Source organism: Pseudomonadota bacterium (assembly GCA_034189865.1).
Lineage (GTDB): Bacteria > Pseudomonadota > Gammaproteobacteria > UBA5335 > UBA5335 > JAXHTV01.
Map to the genome: position 1 here is coordinate 82,576 of JAXHTV010000001.1, position 17,899 is coordinate 100,474.

Consider the following 17,899-nt stretch of genomic DNA (forward strand, 5'->3'; position numbering starts at 1 on the left):
AACGCATCGAGATTCCGAATTCTTAAGAATACCGCTATTCTATTAAGCAACTTAAACGAAGCGGACACGCGTTTTTTCGCGGGACCGTTACCGATGACCACGATACACGGCCAACGAACAATGAATCCCAGGACGGCGACCGTCGAGCGAAACACACTCGAAACCCGAATCAACATCACCCTGAATCTGGATGGTTCGGGCGAATGCCGGCTCCGCACCGGCGTACCTTTTTTTGAACACATGCTGGAACAAGTGGCCCGCCACGGCCTGTTTGACCTGGACATTCAAGCCGACGGCGACCTGGCCATCGATGCGCATCACACGGTGGAAGATGTGGGCATCACACTCGGCGAAGCTTTCCGGCAGGCCCTGGGCGACAAACAGGGCATTCAGCGCTATGGTCACGCCTACGTGCCACTGGATGAAGCCCTATCGCGCGTGGTGATCGATTTCTCCGGCCGCCCCGGTTTGGAATACGCTGTGGAATACCCCCGCGCACGGGTGGGTGAATTCGACGTGGATCTGCTCCGCGAATTTTTCCAGGGATTTGTTAATCATGCGCGCGCCACTGTGCACATCGACGGGCTCAAAGGTCGAAACGCCCACCACGTTGCAGAAACGGTATTCAAAGCCTTCGGCCGGGCGACCCGTTATGCGGTCGCGCCCGATCAGCGAATGGCAGGCATCACGCCTTCAACCAAGGGAACGCTCTGAGCAACACCCGAGTTCCTAGGTTCCGTATCCGATGAATCGCATTGCAATTATTGATTACGGCATGGGCAATTTGCACTCGATGGCAAAGGCTCTGCAACGCGTTGCGCCTAAAGCACAGGTTGAAATCACCGCCGAGCCGAGCCGTCTGCGGTCGGCGAACCGATTGATTTTCCCCGGACAAGGCGCTATCGGCCATTGCATGGAAGAATTGCAGCGCCGGGAGCTCCATGTATTACTCGGCGAGCTGGTAACGCAAAAGCCCATGCTCGGCGTCTGTCTTGGCCTGCAAGCGGCACTGGAATACAGCGAGGAAAACAGCGGAACGGATTGCCTGAAGTGGATTCCCGGCCGCGTTCGCCGTTTCACCGCCGACCTTCGCGAAACGCCAAACGGCGATACCATACGAATCCCGCATATGGGATGGAACCGTGTAGAGCCGCTGGACGCGCATCCATTGTGGCGTCACATTGAGCCTGGCACCCGGTTTTACTTTGTTCACAGTTATTACGCGCCCGCAGACACCCGCGGCGCGGCTGCCACGACCGCCTATGGAGTCGAGTTCGCCAGCGCCTTGGGGCAAGATCTATTTTTTGCAGTCCAGTTTCACCCAGAGAAGAGCCAGAAGGCGGGCCTTCAGTTGCTAGAAAATTTTGCGAATTGGGACGGCGGAAGCCACTAACCACTGCATCGTGCTGCATTGAGGTTGACTTGACTATGTTGCTCATTCCCGCGATTGACATCAAAGACGGCAAGTGCGTGCGCTTGCGGCAAGGACGTATGGACGATGTCACCGTCTTTTCGGACGATCCGGTGGCAGTAGCTGCCCGATGGGTATCGGAAGGCGCCAGAAGACTCCATTTGGTGGACTTAGACGGTGCGCTCAGCGGAAAACCCATGAATTCCGAAATCGTCAAGGCGATTTGCCAAGCCCATCCAGACCTCCCGGTAGAAATCGGCGGCGGCATTCGGGATGAGGAAACCGTCCAGGCCTATCTGGACGCCGGCGCCGATTTTGTGGTGATCGGCACCAAAGCGGTCAACACGCCGCACTTCGTCAACGACCTGTGCATGGAATTTCCCGGTCACATCATTGTCGGACTGGACGCCAAGAACGGGAAAATCGCCATCGACGGATGGTCCAAGCTGTCCCACCACGATGTCACCGACATGGCCAAGCGATTGGAAGACGATGGTGTTGAGGCCATCATCTTTACGGACATCACGCGCGACGGCATGATGGGCGGATTCAACGTCGAATCGACCGTCGACCTCGCCCAGGCCATACACATTCCGGTGATCGCCTCCGGCGGCATCGCCAGCATGGACGACATCCGCGCGTTATGTGCTGTAGAAGAAGAAGGCGTCAGCGGTGCGATTATCGGGCGAGCGCTTTATGAAGGCAGTTTTACCTTGCCGGAGGCCCAAAAGCTGGCCGACGAGCTCAGCGGCTAACTCGATCCCATACCAGATAAAGTTGATCAAATGGCACTCGCCAAACGCATCATTCCCTGCTTAGACGTTGACGGCGGCCGTGTCGTCAAAGGCGTCCGCTTCGTCGATATCCGCGATGCCGGCGATCCGGTGGAAGTGGCCCGTCGCTACGACGAACAGGGCGCCGACGAGTTGGCGTTTCTGGACATCACCGCCAGCTCCGACAATCGGGAAACCATCGCCCATGTGGTGGAGGCGGTAGCGGGTCAGGTTTTCATTCCATTGACCGTGGGCGGCGGGGTCCGCAGTTGCGAGGACGTTCGACGCCTGCTCAACGCGGGCGCCGACAAAGTCTCGATAAACACAGCCGCGGTGAAACGGCCGGAATTTATCAACGAAGCCAGTGACCGCTTCGGCTCCCAGTGTATCGTGGTCGCCATCGACGCCAAGCGGGTCACGGGGCCGGACGAACTGCCACGATGGGAGATTTTCACCCACGGCGGCCGCAATCCCACCGGACTTGACGCCATCGAGTGGTCACGGCGAATGGCTGAGGCGGGCGCGGGTGAACTGCTGGTGACCAGTATGGACCGGGACGGTACCCGTAGCGGATTCGACAATGCACTCAACAGGGCCATCGTCGAGGCGGTTCCCGTGCCGGTCATTGCCTCCGGTGGGGTAGGTACCCTGGCCCATTTACGTGACGGAATCGTCGAGGGAAAAGCCGACGCGGTTCTGGCCGCCAGCATTTTCCATTTTGGCGACCATACGGTGATGGAAGCAAAGGCGTTCCTTGCCGCGCATGGCATCGAAGTTCGCACCTGAGACCCCAACGCTCACACGCTCGCAGCCGACAATGGCGCAGAACGTGTCATGATGAACCCGCACTTCTTTCGGTCAGACACCTCTAAAGTAAATAGGGTGCCCCGGGCTTCCGCGGGGCAGGAAACGATTCACTTCTCGAGCACCTCTGTATGATTGACACAAACTCGCTCGATGCAGTGCGCTGGAACGACCAGGGTCTGGTCCCGGCCATTGCCCAGGACTCACAAACCGGCCGCGTGTTGATGGTTGCTTGGATGAACCGCCAGGCCTTAGAAAAAACCGCGGAAACAGGCGAAGCCGTTTATTGGTCCCGGTCCCGCCAGCGCATTTGGCATAAAGGCGAGCAATCCGGCCACATTCAACAGGTGGAGGAGATCCGCCTGGACTGTGATCAGGACGTTATTCTGCTACGAGTCAAACAAAAGGGCAGGATCGCCTGTCATACTGGAAGGGAAAGCTGCTTCTTCCAGCGGCTTGAGCACGGTCAATGGAAAACCGTAGACCCGGTGACCAAAGACCCGGAACATATCTATGGCCAGTAACCACATCGTGCCCGAGAATATTCTGCAACGGCTGCAAGAAACGCTAGAAGCACGCAAAGACGCGGACCCGAACAGTTCTTATGTGGCAGGGCTCTACGCGAAAGGCGTGGATGCTATTCTAAAGAAGATCGGCGAGGAAGCCACCGAGACGGTGATCGCAGCAAAAGGCGACGATCCCTCTCAGCTTGTGTATGAAGTGGCCGATCTTTGGTTTCACTGTTTGGTTCTACTCAGCCATCAGAACCTCGGTCCGGACGACATTCTGATGGAATTGGCTCGGCGTTTCGGCCTGTCGGGCATTGAAGAAAAAGCGGCACGGAGCAATACCCGCGCCGGGGAGTAAATGACATCATGCTTGGTGGAATTAGTATTTGGCAGCTATTGATTGTGCTCGCCATCGTGATCATGGTTTTCGGGACACGTCGTATGAGGAACCTGGGCGGCGACTTGGGTTCGGCAATTAAAGGCTTCCGAAACGCGATGCGCGAAGACGACAAACCGCAAGGCGAAAAACAGCCCGACCGGCTCGTTCATGAGGAAGACGAACCTCTTGCTCACCGTGCAGAAGAACGCGACCGGGAAGCCCGCTAGATCCATCGCCCAACGACGGCCGCGGATGATCTTGATTCGCGGCATATGAGGTTCCTATGTTCGACATCGGCTTCTGGGAGTTGCTGGTGGTTTTTGTAGTGGCGCTGCTGGTGCTGGGCCCGGAACGTCTGCCAACCGCCGCACGGCAGTTCGGGACATGGGTTCGCCGCATCCGGGGATTCCTCTCCACCACCCAAGCCGAAATTGAGCGCGAGTTGAGACTTGCAGAGCTGGAACAACAACTGCGTAATTCCTCGACTATGAACCAGCTCAAAGAAGACACCGACCTGATGAATCAACGGATCTTGCCGGACAAGCCGGAATCCGAGTCACGAGACACGCATCGATGACGCGATCCGATCCGGACGAAGCGTCCCTACAAGAACAACCGCTGATCGCACACTTGGTGGAGCTGCGCACCCGGATTTTGCGCAGCGTAGTCGCAGTGTTGATCGTGTTCGTACCCCTGGCCTTTCTTGCCGACCAATTGTTTACCTATTTGGCAACGCCTTTGCTGGCCCACTTGCCCGAGGGCACCAGCATGATCGCGACAGAAGTCACCACGCCGTTTCTCACGCCGTTCAAATTGGCATTTATGTGTGCGTTTTTTCTGACCGTGCCGGTGGTGCTATGGCAGGCATGGGGCTTTATCGCACCGGGTCTCTACCAACACGAACGGCGATTCGCCTACCCCTTGCTGGTCATGAGCATTTTTTTGTTCTATGCCGGCGTGGCATTCGCCTACTACGTGGTGATGCCATTGGTATTCGGCTTTATCACTCAGGTGGTACCCGACGGTGTGGCCATGATGACCGATATCGCCCGCTATCTGGATTTTGTGCTGACGCTGTTTTTTGCTTTCGGCGTAGCCTTCGAGATCCCGGTGGTCATCATTCTCATGGTCTGGGCCGGCATCGTGACGCCCGGAAAACTGACCAAACAACGCCCCTATGTGCTGATCGGCGCCTTCGCCGTCGGCATGCTGCTGACCCCTCCGGATATCTTCTCCCAGACCTTACTTGCCCTACCCGCTTACTTGTTATTTGAAATCGGAATCATCCTGGCGCGCATACTGGTTCCCGGTCATCGGGAAGTCGACGCACAAAGAGACAGCGGCGCCCCTTAAGGGGCCTCGCTGTTCTTAGGCTCTCAACGAACCGGCCGACCATCCACATCGATCACTTCCACCGCCTCGAATCCCAAGGCCCTCACCTCGTCCTCGATCCGCGCCAAATCGCCGACCACCACCCAAATCAGTCGATCCACTTCGATCTGACGCGAGGCTTCGGCCTGAACCTCATCGGGTTGCAAACCACGGACCTGGCTGACGAAATGATCGTAGTAGTCGTCCGCCAATCCGTACCGGATCAGGGACTCAACGCTACTGGCCACTTGGCCCGCCGTTTCATGCTGTCCCGGCAATTTCAGCGTGAGATTATTTTGCGCCTTGGTCAGCTCGTCACCCTGGATCGGCTTGCTTCCCACGATTCCCGCAAGCTCGGCTCGCATTTCGCCGATGGCTTCCGCTGTCTTGTCGCGCTGGACCGGCGCCCAAATCATCCACGGCCGCTGCCCCTTGGCGTTTGGTAGGTTCGCACCAGCGCCATAGGCCCAGCCTTTGTCCTCTCGCAAATTCATGTTCAGCCGAGAAGTAAACATCCCGCCGAACAGCGTGTTGGCGGTTTCGAGAGCAATGTCGCCCTCGTAACCTGTGGGCGGCATGATCTGCCCAGCAAAGATCATGCTTTGTTCGTAGTCCGGCCGATCCACCAGATAGAGCTTTTCGGCTTCGGGTCGCACTCGCCCCGGCACGTCAACTTCAATAGGTGCTTGGGCGGGCTCACCCCAATCACCGAATACCCGCTCCAACTGGGGAACCAACTCAGCCATTGCCACGTCACCCACGACAATCAGGGTCGCATGTCCCGGATGCACGTGACGTTCATAGAAGGTTCGAAGATCCTCGACGTCGACCGTGGCAACGGTCTCTTCCCGACCCGTGCCGGTCAAAGGCTGACCGTAAGGGTGGTCGGCACCGTACAACAGCGGCGGCAGTAAGCGCATCGCCAACGAAGAAGGCTGGGTTTTCTCCTGGGCGATGGCCGCCAATCGACGCCGTTTCAACAGCTCCAGCTCTTTCTCGGGAAACGCCGGATCACGCACCATTTCCGCGTAGAGATCCAGCGAAGGCGCCACCGTATCGCGAAGCGCGGACAAGCCCACCACCGCGGAATCCAAACCGGCGCCGGCCCAGATACTGGCGCCCAAACGCTCTTTTTCCGCAGCGAACGCCTGCGCAGAAAGACGGCTCGTGCCTTCATCGAGCATGGCCATGGTTAAACTGGAAAGACCCGGCTGTTCGGACGGATCCGCCGCGTAACCGGCATCTAACAACATCCTGAATTCGACCACCGGCGTATCGGGACGGCGCGCCAACACCACGCTCATACCGTTGCTGAGTGTCGCCCGCGCTAACGGAGGAAAGTCCAGATCAGGCGGGGTCCCGGTATCGGGCAGCTGAGAGCGGTCGGCGGTAGAAACCTCGGTGGCATACTCCGGAAAAGGTTTGACAGCCAGGGTAAAACGCCCGTCGCCCACCCACCGGTCCATCGCCCGAATGAGATCATCCGGAGTCGCGGACAACAAGGTTTCGAGCTCATCCCGCCACGCATCGGGACGACCACCGAACACTTCACTTTCTGCCAGCACCTGGGCCTTACCACCAAAACCGCCCACATGTTCGATACCCCGCAGGAAGCCCGATACGATACCCATACGCGCCCGCTCTAATTCATCGGCTGTGGGCCCTTCGGCGAGAAAACGGGCGAACTCGTCTTGAATCAACGCCTCGACGCGCTCCAACGCCACACCATCCCGCACGCTGGCCACCGCGTACAGTTGCGAGCCAATCTCCGCCGCACCCACGCTGACGCTGACTTCCGTTGCCACCTGCGCTTCTTCGACCAGACGGCGGTAAAGACGGGAGGTGCGACCGCCACCCAAAATACGTGCCCCCAGAGCCAGGTAGCTCACATCCCGGCTACCCCACTCGGGAACATTCCAGGTGATGTAAATACGCGGCTGCGCGACACGGTCTTCGATGACCATGCGACGATGGGTGTCGAGCGGCGCGATGTTGCGTCCGGGATGAACAATAGGCGGACCGGCCGGGATATCGCCAAAGTAATATCTGGCCTTCTCGAACGCGGTTTCGGTGTCGATATCGCCGGCGATGACAAGCACGGCGTTGGCGGCACCATAGTAGGTCTCGAACCACTCACGAACATCATCCAGTGAAGCCGCGTTCAGATCGTCCATCGAACCGATGGTGGTCCAAGAATAGGGATGGCCACTGGGGTAGGTGTTGGTCGCCAGCAGTTCCCAGACTTGGCCGTACGGTGAGCTCTCCCGCTGGCGCTTTTCGTTTTTGACCACCGAACGCTGTTCCTCCAGCTTGTCCTGGTCGATCGCACCCAGCAAATGACCCATGCGGTCAGATTCCATCCACAAGGCCAGATCCACCGCGGGCGATGGAACGCTCTGGAAGTAATTGGTCCGATCCCGGCTGGTGGTGCCGTTCATGCCCGTGGCACCGACTTGCTCGAAAGGCCGAAAGTAGTCGTCGTCGAAATTCTCCGAACCGTTGAACATTAAATGTTCAAACAAATGGGCAAACCCTGTGATTCCGGGCCGTTCGTTCTTGGATCCGACGTGATACCAGACGGTGACATTAACGATCGGTGTCTTGTGATCTTCATGGACAATCACCGTCAGACCGTTATCCAAAACCTTTTTGGTAAACGGGATGTCAATGGACTCGGGGTCGATGGTGAGATTTTTTTCAGGCATGGTTGATGGACCGGCACATCCCACAATCATCAGGGAAAACAGGTAAATCCCCAGCCGATGGCCACGCAGAGTCATGCTCACGCTCCTTAAGTCCACGTTCGTCACAGTCACCGGATCGGTATCGCGCATGCCGGATCATTTCCAGTGCCCCTGTTGATTGAGCGCCATGGCCTATGAAGGTTCCCTGGCGGCTGATCTGCGACACCTTAACGGGAGAACCCCGGCGCCAGCAACCCATCAGCCCGGGCCCACGGCTGGTCACGAACAAACCGCTTGTGTCATGCTGACGAGTGTCCATCCCCGATTGTATCGGCGCGGACTCCAAAGCCCCCTTGTCGAGTCGGGTTCTGCGACAACGTGTATCGTTCGGCATCGCCCCAATCACCGCTGACGTCGCCCTATCCGCGCACCGAAGGCACAGAGATCATGCTGAGCACCCTACCGCTCTTTTTCGGCGTTGGCCTGTTGGCCGGCATCATGGCCGGATTGTTCGGCATCGGTGGCGGGTTGGTCATCGTGCCGGCACTTCTCGTGGCTTTTCGCAGTCAGAATATCCCGCCCGAACTGACCATGCATTTGGCGCTGGGCACGTCCCTGGCCACGATTGTCGTCACGTCCATTTCATCGGTCCTGGCGCACCGGGCCAAAGGCGCCATCCGCTGGGACGTGGTGAGCCGCTTGGCGCCGGGGGTCGCACTGGGCGCTATTCTGGGTGCGTTTGCCGCAGATTTCATGCCTGGTGCCCTGCTACAGGCCTTATTTGCATTGTTCGCTTTGATCATGGCACTGACCATGGCCATGGACTTCAAACCGTCAGCCCATCGCAGCCTGCCCGGCCGGTCCGGTCTACTCGTCGTCGGCAGTGTCATCGGGACGCTATCGGCCCTCGCGGGGATCGGCGGTGGCTCGCTCACCGTCCCGTTCTTGAGTTACTGCAACGTCGCGATGCGTTATGCCGTGGGTATCGCCGCAGCGTGTGGCTTTCCGATCGCCTTGGCCGGGAGCGCCGGATACCTTTTGGCCGGCTGGGGACAAGCGGACTTGCCTGCCTACAGTACCGGCTACATCTATTGGCCCGCGTTTTTCGGTATTACCGTGGCCACCGCGACGTCAGCACCGTTGGGAGCGCGACTGGCACATCGTTTTTCGGAACGTCGGATGAAGCAGCTGTTCGCCGGGTTTTTGGTAATTGTGGGATTAAGACTGCTCTTCTAACCATCCTTCGGCACGGTCATAAACGGACGGCGTAAAAAAGAGCCGGCGATGACGCCGGCTCCAACGCGTGTTCAGGAAAGACTCGTTTACTTGATAACCAAAAACAGCGCTGCACGCCCGCGTTGAATGGTTAACAGCAAGCTGTCTTCCCCCTTGACCGCCTTTTTGAAAGCCTGAAGATCTTTGACCGAAGCGCGGTTGACGGCCGATATCAAATCGCCGGGTCGCAAACCCGCAGTGGCCGCAGGACTGCCAGGCTCCAATTGCTTGACGACGACACCGTCCTGCCCTTCGGCGTTGCCGAATTCAGCCCCGATCAACTTCGGATGCAGGTCGGCAGCAGCGACAGCACCCGCCGCGGGCGCTTCGCCGACCCGGGTCGAGACCTTCATCGGTTTGCCGTTCCGCAACACCTGAAGATCCAACTTATCGCCGACACGCAGGAGGCCAATGGTGTTTCGCAAATCCCGATAGTTGCGGACTGGTTTATCGTTCACCCGGACTATGACATCCTCCGGCTTCAGTCCTGCTTTCTCTGCTGAGGAACCCGGCTCTACCTGAGCGACGACCACCCCGTCGGTACTATCCAAGCCAAACGCTTCGGCCAAATCCGGCGTGAGGTTCTGAACGATGACGCCCAGGCGCCCCCGTTTGACCTCACCGAACTCAATGAGCTGTTGCTTGACTTGCAACGCAATATTGACCGGCACAGCAAAACCGATGCCGATATTGCCGCCGCTTCGCGACAGGATGGCCGAATTGACGCCGATCAGCTCGCCGTTCAGATTGACCAGGGCGCCGCCGGAATTTCCCGGATTGATTGAAGCGTCGGTTTGGATGTAGTCCTGAAACGAATCCGCGTCTCCGATGCCCGATCGCCCCAAAGCGCTGACGATACCCGAGGTCACGGTGTGCCTTAAACCAAAGGGATTTCCGATAGCGACGACAAAATCGCCGACCCGGATATTGTCGGAGTCGCCCAGGGGCAGCTCCGTCAGTTTATCCGGGGAAATTTTAATTACGGCGATGTCGGTCTCTTCATCGGCACCGATCACCTCGGCCGTGAACTCACGCTCATCGATGAGCATGACTTTGATTTCTTCCGCTCCCTGGATCACATGCGCGTTGGTAATGATATAACCCTTGCGCGCATCGATGATCACACCGGAGCCCAAACTCTGGGTTTCGCGGTACCTCGGTTCGCCATCCGGCTGACCGAAAAAGCGGCGGAAAAAGGGATCTTCAAAGAACGGGTGATCCATGAGCGGGTTCTGTACCTGCACACGCCCCCGGGTTGAAATGTTGACGATGGCCGGGCTGGCCTGTTCGAGCATCGGCGCAAGGGTCGGTACTTCGCCATCGTTCAAAGACATGGGAAGCGCCGCCAGAGCAGCGGGCATCGCGGTAATGACGGTCAACAAAAGTGCCGCGAATACCACACGCCGCCACCCCGAGCGGCGATTTCGCTGCACGCCATATCCAGATATCTGCATCGGTTTCCCTCTAATTAGGAGTTCGCGTTTTTCTGACTCTGCGTCCTGCCTGTTGAAGACGCCGAACCACCCGCCCACCGTACCTCGTCCGTGTGTGAGGTCAATCGCGACCACTCACCCCACCGACTGGGCGCGGCATGGTTCAGAATAGCGGATCGTTCATGTCACGAAAATGCGTGATTCACGTTTGAAGCGATGAATGAGACAACCTAGAAGGCCGTCGGTTCGACAGACGGGACGATAGGACAAATAGCGGCAGCACGCCAAAACACGCACACCCCCAATATATTGGGGGTCCGAGATATCTTCGATGAATGCCGGCCGCCCCATTTCGGGGCAAAAAACAAATCGTTGAAAACTAAAGGACTAAATTCTTAAGTTATTGTTTTAAATGAATTTCGATTGAGCTAATATGAGGCATAAACCACCCTTGACAAGGCGCATCCACCCATCTAGCCTTGTCGACACTCAACCACAATATCTTGTACTGACGCAGGCAATTTACCCCTATAGAGCGCAGCCACCGCTCCGGTCAATGGTTACGCCGAGTCAAAGCCATTCAACCATTTAAAACACAATACAGAATGCTACGCATGGAGATGCTTCCCTGATGAGTACCGTGCCAAAAACACTTCAAATCCAATCGCCCGCCGACATTCCACTGCAACCGGCATCCGAAGATATTTGGGATAAGAAGTACCGTTTAAAATCAAAGGACGGCGAAGTCATCGACGCCAGCGTGGATCACACCTACCGTCGGGTCGCCAAAGCCCTGTCGGAAGTGGAATCGCCCGGCGTACGGGAGCATTGGTACGAACGTTTTCTGTGGGCGCTGCGGCGCGGCGCCATTCCCGCGGGCCGGATCACGTCCAACGCCGGCGCCTTGGAACATAAACCGGCCACTTCGACCATTAATTGCACGGTGTCGGGCAGCATTCGCGATTCCATGGACGACATTCTGGACAAGGTCCACGAAGCCGGACTGACCCTAAAAGCCGGTTGCGGTATTGGTTACGAATTCTCCACCCTGCGACCCAAAGGGGCCTACGTGTCCGGTGCCGGCGCCTATACGTCCGGCCCGCTATCGTTCATGGATATTTATGATGCCATGTGCTTTACGGTCTCCTCGGCCGGAGGACGCCGCGGCGCCCAAATGGGCACCTTCGATGTCGGCCACCCCGACGTCGTGGATTTTATTCGCGCCAAGCGCCGGGACGGTCGGCTGCGTCAGTTCAATCTGTCCTTGCTGATCACCGATGAGTTCATCCACGCGGTCAAGGCGGATGAAGACTGGCCACTGGCGTTCCCTATCAAGCGTAAAGAAGCCGAAGCCGACGGCACCGAGGTGGAGAAGGACGATAGCGTGTTGTGGCGCGAGTGGCCCATTCATGAGGACTACATCGTCAATCCCGAGGGGCTGGTCGCCTGCAAAATTTACAAAACCATACGGGCACGGCGTTTGTGGGACCTGATCATGTCCTCCACCTACGACTTCGCCGAGCCCGGATTCATTTTGATCGACCGGGTTAACGAAGACAACAACAACTGGTTCTGCGAAAACATTCGCGCCACCAACCCCTGTGGCGAACAGCCGCTGCCACCCTACGGTTCGTGCCTACTCGGCTCGGTGAACCTGACGCGGTTTGTGGAAAACCCCTTTACCGAGGCCGCTCGCTTCAACTGGGACGAGTACCGGGAGACGGTGCGGATCTTCACCCGCATGCTCGACAATGTGGTGGAGATCAATGGCCTTCCCTTGGATCAACAACGCCATGAAATCCACCACAAACGGCGTCACGGCATGGGCTTTTTGGGTTTGGGTTCCACCCTCACCATGCTGGGCGTCAAGTACGGTTCGGAAACCTCTCTTCAATTCACCGAAGAAGTCGCCCGGGAAATGGCCTTAGCCGGCTGGGAAGTCGCCCTGGACCTGGCGGAAGAGAAAGGACCGGCACCCATTATGGAAGAAAGCTTCGAGGTCACCCAGGAAATGCTGCGCCTGCGCCCGGAAATGGCCCGGGACGGTTACAAAGCGGGCGACCAGGTTCTGGGCAAGGTGTTGTGGGCCAAATACAGCCGTTATATGCAACGGGTCGGCAAAGTACGTCCTGAACTCATCGAGCGGCTGGCCGAGCAGGGTGGACGCTTTACTCACCACACCTCCATCGCACCCACGGGAACGATTTCCTTGTCTCTGGCCAACAACGCCAGTAATGGCATCGAACCCAGTTTCGCCCATCACTACTTCCGTAACGTGATACGCGAAGGGAAGAAAACCAAGGAAAAAGTAGATGTGTATTCGTTCGAGCTGTTGGCCTACCGGGCGCTGATCAACGCCAAAGCGATGCCATTTTCCGAACAAGCGGACGAACAGCTGCCCGACTATTTCATTGCCGCCGATGACGTCACACCCAAGCAGCATGTGGATATTCAGGCAGCCGCACAAAAATGGGTGGATTCGTCGATTTCCAAGACCGCCAATGTGCCCACGGATTACCCGTTTGCCGATTTCAAGGAAATCTATCTGTATGCCTATGAGAAGGGGCTGAAAGGTTGCACCACCTTCCGCTTCAACCCCGAAGCGTTCCAGGGCGTGTTGGTCAAAGAAAAAGACTTAGAAAACACCACTTATGCCTTCACCTTAGAAGACGGCTCGGTGGTGGAAGCGAAAGGGAACGAAGAGATTTATTACGACGGCGAGATGCACACCGCCGCCAATCTCTTCGACGCCCTGAAAGAAGGATACTATGGCCGGTTCTGAAGCCGTCGGCACCAGCGCGCCTTGAAGGCGAGCGGCCGTGAACCCTATACCGGACCTGCAGTCTCAACGGAATGACTTGAATCGCGCTTGAGCGCGGTGGAGAACATCAGATGACAACCAAGATCGACAAACCTATCGTCGGCTACAAAGTCCTCAAGAAGGACGAAAAGCCCAGCGAAGCGCCTGTGAAAGAAGCAACCGTCATCCAAATGCACGAGCGTTTGGAACGCCCGGAAATGCTGGTGGGCTCGACTTACAAAATCAAAACGCCGGTCTCGGATCACGCGATGTACATCACCATCAACGATATTGTGCTCAACGAAGGCACGGAGCACGAGCATCGCCGGCCGTTCGAGATCTTCATCAACTCCAAAAACATGGAGCACTACCAGTGGATCGTGGCGTTAACCCGCATTATGTCCGCGGTGTTCCGTAAGGGTGGCGACATCACCTTTTTGGTCGAAGAAGTCAAAGCCGTGTTCGATCCCCGGGGCGGCTACTGGAAGCCCGGCGGCAAGTACATGCCCTCGTTGGTGGCTGAAATCGGCGATGTGATCGAACGCCATTTGCGTTTTATCGGTATGCTGCCGGATGCGGAACTGGACGAGCGTCAGTTGAAGCTGATCGAGGAAAAACGGGCAGAGTACGAATCCCGCACGGCCCGCGCCAAAGCCGGCAGCAGCGCCTTTCCCGAGGGCGCCCAGCTGTGCAACAAATGCCACACCAAGGCCATGGTGCTCATGGACGGGTGCATGACCTGCCTGAACTGCGGCGACAGCAAATGCGGTTAGAGGGCGAGGTAGTTGATATAGCACGTATCACCAGCACAGTCCGTTGCGACATCGTGCGAGGCAGGACGGGCCGAGAAATCGCCAATGCCGGCCTGGACCAGGTTCCCGAAATCGAGGCCTGGCTGGCGTTGGATGGCCACGCGTTTCGTGCCCATCGATGCTACGAAGACTTCTTGGAAGATGCCCAAAAGTGCCAATTCAAACCGGGCACCGGGGACCTTACGCTGTATCGTGGACGCGACTTCCCCCGCGGCCATACGCCGCAGTCGAAGGAATTCGGACCGCCCCCTGCCAACAAAAGCCCCGCCAACCGTTATAACGAGGCCGGCGAACCGGCTCTGTATCTCGCGAACACGCGGGACGGCGTGAGGCGGGAGCTGGTGAGGGGCTCCATTCCATCCCCAAGGCTATGGGTCCAGGAGTTTAAGGTCCCCTGGTCGCAACTGGTTTGGCTGGACAGTCGCTCGCAAATATCAGATGAGGCGAATTCGGTCCACTTGCTACCCGCCGTATTCGACGTTTGCGAACACGGCAGCGACCCGGAATACGCCGCCAGCCGGAAAATCGCCGCGTTGATTCGCGAGCGGAATTTTGACGGCCTGATCGTACCCGGCGTGCAGGGAACGCGTGGCCATCATTATTTCAACGTGGTCGTTTTCGTCATCGCCAACTGGCAGCAATGGTTGGCCCCAAAACCGCCCTATCTGATGAATATCGACCCAAACCCATACGATTAACCGCGAGTTAAGAGCATCCAACCGATCGTGACTGATTCAGCGCTCAAAGCCGATGTCCCGGCGCCGTGGACCCTTCACGGCGTCGGCTACATTTTGGCCATCCGTATGCCTCGGGATCTGCTGGACAACGAATCCAATATCCCGCCGTCACTGGCCGGACAACGCAAAGGCCCCATTGCCTGCGTGATGCTGGTGGACTACGCCCAGTCCAACGCCGGGCCTTATCGGGAACTGCTTTATATTCCTGGCCTGTTTCGCTTTCCCGGGGCGATCCGCCCGTCCATCACCCGCATTTACGTATCGACCATGACCTCGGTGATGAACGGGCGGAAAAACTGGGGTATACCTAAAGATCGCTGCGATTTCGATATTCGCTATGGCGCCGATGGAATCGACCATTTCACCATGCAAGCAGAAGACGGAACGGTGTTTGCCGAATTCAGTTTTCGACATAAAGGTTTCCAGATCCCGATCAATACCCGGCTGATACCGAAGGCCTTTCATACGTTCTCACAGCACTGGGAAGGGACCGAATACACTTACACGCTGGAAGCGAAAGGCCGCGTGAAACCCGCCAAATTGCTCTCGGCCCGGTTCAATCCAGATTACTTTCCGGATCTCGCTCGTGGAAAGGTACTGGCTTGTGTCAAAGCAACCCAGTTCGAGATGGTGTTTCCCGTCAGCAAGACTCGGCCGCTGACATAGTTGTGGCCGCCCATTCAGGCTCGGCCCAATTGTTATCAGTCGGCCGGCTCAGCGCTTTAAAAAGCGAGTAGAAAACTCATCCGCCGGTAGTGGCCGAGACCAGTAATACCCCTGAAAAATCTGGCAACCGGAATCGGCTAGCAACTGTTTCTGCTCGGCATTCTCAACCCCTTCGGCAACAACCGTCAGGCCCAGACTCAAACCCACGGCCACCGCCGCGCGGGCGATAGCCATATCATTTCCGTCCACCTGGATATCACGAACCAGCGTCTGGTCGATTTTCAGCTTATCGAAACGAAAGCGTTTTAGATTGGCAAGTGATGAGTAACCGGAACCGAAGTCGTCCAAGGCCAAGCGGCAACCGATGCCCTGGAGCTCATCAAGCAACCGCGATGCTTCGGCATAGTCGCGGAGAAAATCCGATTCGGTCAACTCAAACTCGACCCGGGCCGCCGGGACGGCGGAGCGAAGCACAATCTCTTTGATCCGCCGGATAGAGGCGTCCTCGATCTGACGGGGAGACAGGTTGATCGATATCGATGGGGGCGGGCATCCCGCCGCCGACCAACCACTCAACTGGTGGCAGGCTGCCTCGGTCACCCACTCGTCGAGCGCGACGATTAGCCCGGTCTCTTCGGCAACCCCGAGGAACTCCGCCGGCCCCAGCAATCCCCGCTGCGGATGATTCCACCGAACCAGCGCCTCGCAGCCTACGAGATCACCGCTAGCGCCTTCCACTTGAGGTTGATAGAAAAGCAGCAACTCGTCGTCTCGCAGGGCACGATGTAGTTCCGACTCGGTCCGAACCCGAGAACGCGCCTTTTCGGCGAACTCGGGGCAATAAAAGGAGATTCGGCTGCGACCGCGTTCCTTCGCCTGATACATGGAGGTATCGGCCTGCTTGATGAGCTGTTCGGGTGTTTGCCCATGCTGGGGAAACAGCGAGACGCCAATGCTGGCTCGCAACATGACGTCCTGGTCGCTGATGCGGAACGGTTGCGCGAATCGGGCGATCAGTTCGTTGCCCAACTGTTCAGCCTCGGCTTGCGAGCCGAGTTTCTCTCGCAACACCACAAACTCGTCGCCGCCCAAGCGTCCCAAGGTGTCACCTTCCTGCAAGGCGCCACGCAAACGCGCCGCGACCTGCAGCAGCAACGCATCTCCCACAGCATGGCCGTAGGTCTCATTAATATTCTTGAACCGCGCGAGATCCAGACAAAACACACCAATCATCGTCTGGCCCTGCACGGACCGTTCCAACCTCTGCTGGAGCCGGTCGACGACCCGGTTGCGGTTAACCAAGCCGGTTAGGGGGTCATGGTAGGCGAGAAATTCAAGCTTGTCCTGGGTGGATCGAAGCTTATCGGTTTGTTGATCCCGGTACAGAACGATACCGGCCATATGGGCACATATGCCGAGCAATGTGCGATGAAAACCGCCGGGATCACCCGATTCAAAACTGGTCAGCGCGAATGAGCCAATGGTCTGTCCGCACTCGCCGCGAACGGGAACCGACCAACAGGCGCGTAAATCGAACTCCAATGCGAAATCGCGTAGATCCGCCCAACAGGCGTCATCTACCGTATTGGCGACGTAAACCGGGGCTTCCCGATAGACGGCATTACCACACGACCCCGCCCGCGGTCCGGGTCGCAAACCGTTGAGCCATTCCACACCGCGTGGTGGGATGGTCGGTGCAGCCCGGACGTTGAGCAAACCCGAGGATTGGTCCACGACCATCAAAGATGCAACCGCGTTGGGAACCAGCCGTTCCGCCAAGCGACAGATTTCATCGAGGATTGTTTGGCTGTCGGCGCCGAAGGCTACCATTTCCAGCACAGTCTGCTGTAAGCGGAGAACGCCTTCTTGCTCAGAGACCGCCAAGGCAGGCGCTATCGCCGGCGAACCCTTGTTTGGCGACGGGCCATCAGATTGATTGCGCATACCCTTTCCCCGGACGGACGCCGGCTCCCCCACGAAGGCCGGAAACCTTCAGAAACTCCGCCGACTCATTTTTACCGCAAAAGCGGCGTTATACTCAAAGTCAGATGATCGCTTTGGACTATTGCGCCCCTGCGTCTCTTGATTTCAGCAGCCTTCTCACTTAAGAAGATCACCCAGATTTCAAGGCCCGGCTTAAACACGGCAACCGGCACGTTCGACAACAATAGCCTGTGGCCAACCGATGTGTAGCATATCGGCCCAAACAAGGTCAGATTGAGAGATCACCAAAGTGGCCGGTACG

At 57.6% G+C, this 17,899-nt stretch carries 17 protein-coding genes; 14 read left to right on the top strand and 3 right to left on the bottom strand.

What is annotated here, in order from left to right:
* Positions 1 to 120 precede the first annotated feature (120 nt).
* From hisB to tatC, 9 genes are all read left to right on the top strand, one after another.
* The gene (gene hisB / locus SVU69_00405; protein MDY6941454.1) at positions 121 to 714 is read left to right on the top strand and encodes an imidazoleglycerol-phosphate dehydratase HisB; all 594 of its coding nucleotides are present in this window, start codon (positions 121 to 123) and stop codon (positions 712 to 714) included.
* A 31-nt stretch (positions 715 to 745) separates the two neighbouring features.
* Complete coding sequence (gene hisH / locus SVU69_00410; protein MDY6941455.1) at positions 746 to 1,393, top strand: imidazole glycerol phosphate synthase subunit HisH; 648 nt, start codon at positions 746 to 748, stop codon at positions 1,391 to 1,393.
* Positions 1,394 to 1,428: 35 nt separating this feature from the next.
* A complete protein-coding gene (hisA, locus tag SVU69_00415) occupies positions 1,429 to 2,166 on the top strand; it encodes a 1-(5-phosphoribosyl)-5-[(5-phosphoribosylamino)methylideneamino]imidazole-4-carboxamide isomerase (GenBank protein ID MDY6941456.1) in 738 nt (245 codons plus the stop codon).
* Positions 2,167 to 2,196: 30 nt separating this feature from the next.
* Positions 2,197 to 2,970, top strand: coding sequence for an imidazole glycerol phosphate synthase subunit HisF (gene hisF / locus SVU69_00420; GenBank protein ID MDY6941457.1), 774 nt, complete (start codon positions 2,197 to 2,199; stop codon positions 2,968 to 2,970).
* A 149-nt stretch (positions 2,971 to 3,119) separates the two neighbouring features.
* Positions 3,120 to 3,512 carry a phosphoribosyl-AMP cyclohydrolase gene (gene hisI, locus SVU69_00425; protein MDY6941458.1) on the top strand — a complete coding sequence of 131 codons (393 nt, stop codon included), beginning with the start codon at positions 3,120 to 3,122 and terminating at the stop codon, positions 3,510 to 3,512.
* Entirely contained in the window at positions 3,502 to 3,855 is a 354-nt protein-coding gene (locus SVU69_00430) for a phosphoribosyl-ATP diphosphatase (protein ID MDY6941459.1), read from the top strand. The genes hisI and SVU69_00430 overlap by 11 nt, the downstream gene beginning before the upstream one ends.
* 8 nt (positions 3,856 to 3,863) lie before the next feature.
* The gene (locus SVU69_00435) at positions 3,864 to 4,103 is read left to right on the top strand and encodes a Sec-independent protein translocase subunit TatA (GenBank protein MDY6941460.1); all 240 of its coding nucleotides are present in this window, start codon (positions 3,864 to 3,866) and stop codon (positions 4,101 to 4,103) included.
* 56 nt (positions 4,104 to 4,159) lie between these two features.
* The gene (gene tatB, locus SVU69_00440; GenBank protein ID MDY6941461.1) at positions 4,160 to 4,453 is read left to right on the top strand and encodes a Sec-independent protein translocase protein TatB; all 294 of its coding nucleotides are present in this window, start codon (positions 4,160 to 4,162) and stop codon (positions 4,451 to 4,453) included.
* Positions 4,450 to 5,229, top strand: coding sequence for a twin-arginine translocase subunit TatC (tatC, locus tag SVU69_00445; GenBank protein ID MDY6941462.1), 780 nt, complete (start codon positions 4,450 to 4,452; stop codon positions 5,227 to 5,229). Before tatB ends, tatC begins: the two co-directional genes overlap by 4 nt.
* A gap of 23 nt (positions 5,230 to 5,252) precedes the next feature.
* Here the strand turns inward: tatC and SVU69_00450 are convergent, their stop codons facing one another.
* On the bottom strand, positions 5,253 to 8,027 hold the full coding sequence (locus SVU69_00450) for a pitrilysin family protein (protein MDY6941463.1): 2,775 nt from the start codon (positions 8,025 to 8,027) through the stop codon (positions 5,253 to 5,255).
* A 351-nt stretch (positions 8,028 to 8,378) separates the two neighbouring features.
* Here SVU69_00450 and SVU69_00455 point away from each other — a divergent pair, with 351 nt between their 5' ends.
* Positions 8,379 to 9,167 carry a sulfite exporter TauE/SafE family protein gene (locus tag SVU69_00455; protein ID MDY6941464.1) on the top strand — a complete coding sequence of 263 codons (789 nt, stop codon included), beginning with the start codon at positions 8,379 to 8,381 and terminating at the stop codon, positions 9,165 to 9,167.
* Between the two features lie 86 nt (positions 9,168 to 9,253).
* On the opposite strand, the gene SVU69_00460 is transcribed toward SVU69_00455, so the two are convergent.
* Positions 9,254 to 10,660: a DegQ family serine endoprotease gene (locus SVU69_00460; protein ID MDY6941465.1), complete on the bottom strand. Its 1,407-nt coding sequence runs from the start codon at positions 10,658 to 10,660 to the stop codon at positions 9,254 to 9,256.
* A gap of 610 nt (positions 10,661 to 11,270) precedes the next feature.
* On the opposite strand from SVU69_00460, the gene SVU69_00465 reads away from it, so the two are divergent.
* The 4 genes from SVU69_00465 (at position 11,271) to SVU69_00480 (ending at position 15,654) form a co-directional block, all read left to right on the top strand.
* Positions 11,271 to 13,421, top strand: a complete 2,151-nt coding sequence (locus tag SVU69_00465) for an adenosylcobalamin-dependent ribonucleoside-diphosphate reductase (protein MDY6941466.1) — start codon at positions 11,271 to 11,273, stop codon at positions 13,419 to 13,421.
* 110 nt (positions 13,422 to 13,531) lie between these two features.
* Positions 13,532 to 14,212: an NrdJb gene (locus SVU69_00470; protein ID MDY6941467.1), complete on the top strand. Its 681-nt coding sequence runs from the start codon at positions 13,532 to 13,534 to the stop codon at positions 14,210 to 14,212.
* 53 nt (positions 14,213 to 14,265) lie between these two features.
* A complete protein-coding gene (locus tag SVU69_00475) occupies positions 14,266 to 14,949 on the top strand; it encodes an RES family NAD+ phosphorylase (protein ID MDY6941468.1) in 684 nt (227 codons plus the stop codon).
* Positions 14,950 to 14,976: 27 nt separating this feature from the next.
* Positions 14,977 to 15,654 carry an acetoacetate decarboxylase family protein gene (locus tag SVU69_00480; protein MDY6941469.1) on the top strand — a complete coding sequence of 226 codons (678 nt, stop codon included), beginning with the start codon at positions 14,977 to 14,979 and terminating at the stop codon, positions 15,652 to 15,654.
* Between the two features lie 48 nt (positions 15,655 to 15,702).
* On the opposite strand, the gene SVU69_00485 is transcribed toward SVU69_00480, so the two are convergent.
* Complete coding sequence (locus tag SVU69_00485; GenBank protein ID MDY6941470.1) at positions 15,703 to 17,598, bottom strand: EAL domain-containing protein; 1,896 nt, start codon at positions 17,596 to 17,598, stop codon at positions 15,703 to 15,705.
* Positions 17,599 to 17,899 lie beyond the last annotated feature (301 nt).

Bases quoted from the DNA above. Each gene is read 5' to 3' on its own strand.
- hisH (MDY6941455.1), top strand. From the start codon at position 746: ATGAATCGCATTGCAATTATTGATTACGGCATGGGCAATTTGCACTCG.
- SVU69_00465 (MDY6941466.1), top strand. From the start codon at position 11,271: ATGAGTACCGTGCCAAAAACACTTCAAATCCAATCGCCCGCCGACATT.
- hisA (MDY6941456.1), top strand. From the start codon at position 1,429: ATGTTGCTCATTCCCGCGATTGACATCAAAGACGGCAAGTGCGTGCGC.
- SVU69_00430 (MDY6941459.1), top strand. From the start codon at position 3,502: ATGGCCAGTAACCACATCGTGCCCGAGAATATTCTGCAACGGCTGCAA.
- tatC (MDY6941462.1), top strand. From the start codon at position 4,450: ATGACGCGATCCGATCCGGACGAAGCGTCCCTACAAGAACAACCGCTG.
- tatB (MDY6941461.1), top strand. From the start codon at position 4,160: ATGTTCGACATCGGCTTCTGGGAGTTGCTGGTGGTTTTTGTAGTGGCG.
- hisB (MDY6941454.1), top strand. From the start codon at position 121: ATGAATCCCAGGACGGCGACCGTCGAGCGAAACACACTCGAAACCCGA.
- hisF (MDY6941457.1), top strand. From the start codon at position 2,197: ATGGCACTCGCCAAACGCATCATTCCCTGCTTAGACGTTGACGGCGGC.
- hisI (MDY6941458.1), top strand. From the start codon at position 3,120: ATGATTGACACAAACTCGCTCGATGCAGTGCGCTGGAACGACCAGGGT.
- SVU69_00460 (MDY6941465.1), bottom strand. From the start codon at position 10,660: ATGCAGATATCTGGATATGGCGTGCAGCGAAATCGCCGCTCGGGGTGG.
- SVU69_00470 (MDY6941467.1), top strand. From the start codon at position 13,532: ATGACAACCAAGATCGACAAACCTATCGTCGGCTACAAAGTCCTCAAG.
- SVU69_00455 (MDY6941464.1), top strand. From the start codon at position 8,379: ATGCTGAGCACCCTACCGCTCTTTTTCGGCGTTGGCCTGTTGGCCGGC.
- SVU69_00485 (MDY6941470.1), bottom strand. From the start codon at position 17,598: ATGCGCAATCAATCTGATGGCCCGTCGCCAAACAAGGGTTCGCCGGCG.
- SVU69_00450 (MDY6941463.1), bottom strand. From the start codon at position 8,027: ATGACTCTGCGTGGCCATCGGCTGGGGATTTACCTGTTTTCCCTGATG.
- SVU69_00435 (MDY6941460.1), top strand. From the start codon at position 3,864: ATGCTTGGTGGAATTAGTATTTGGCAGCTATTGATTGTGCTCGCCATC.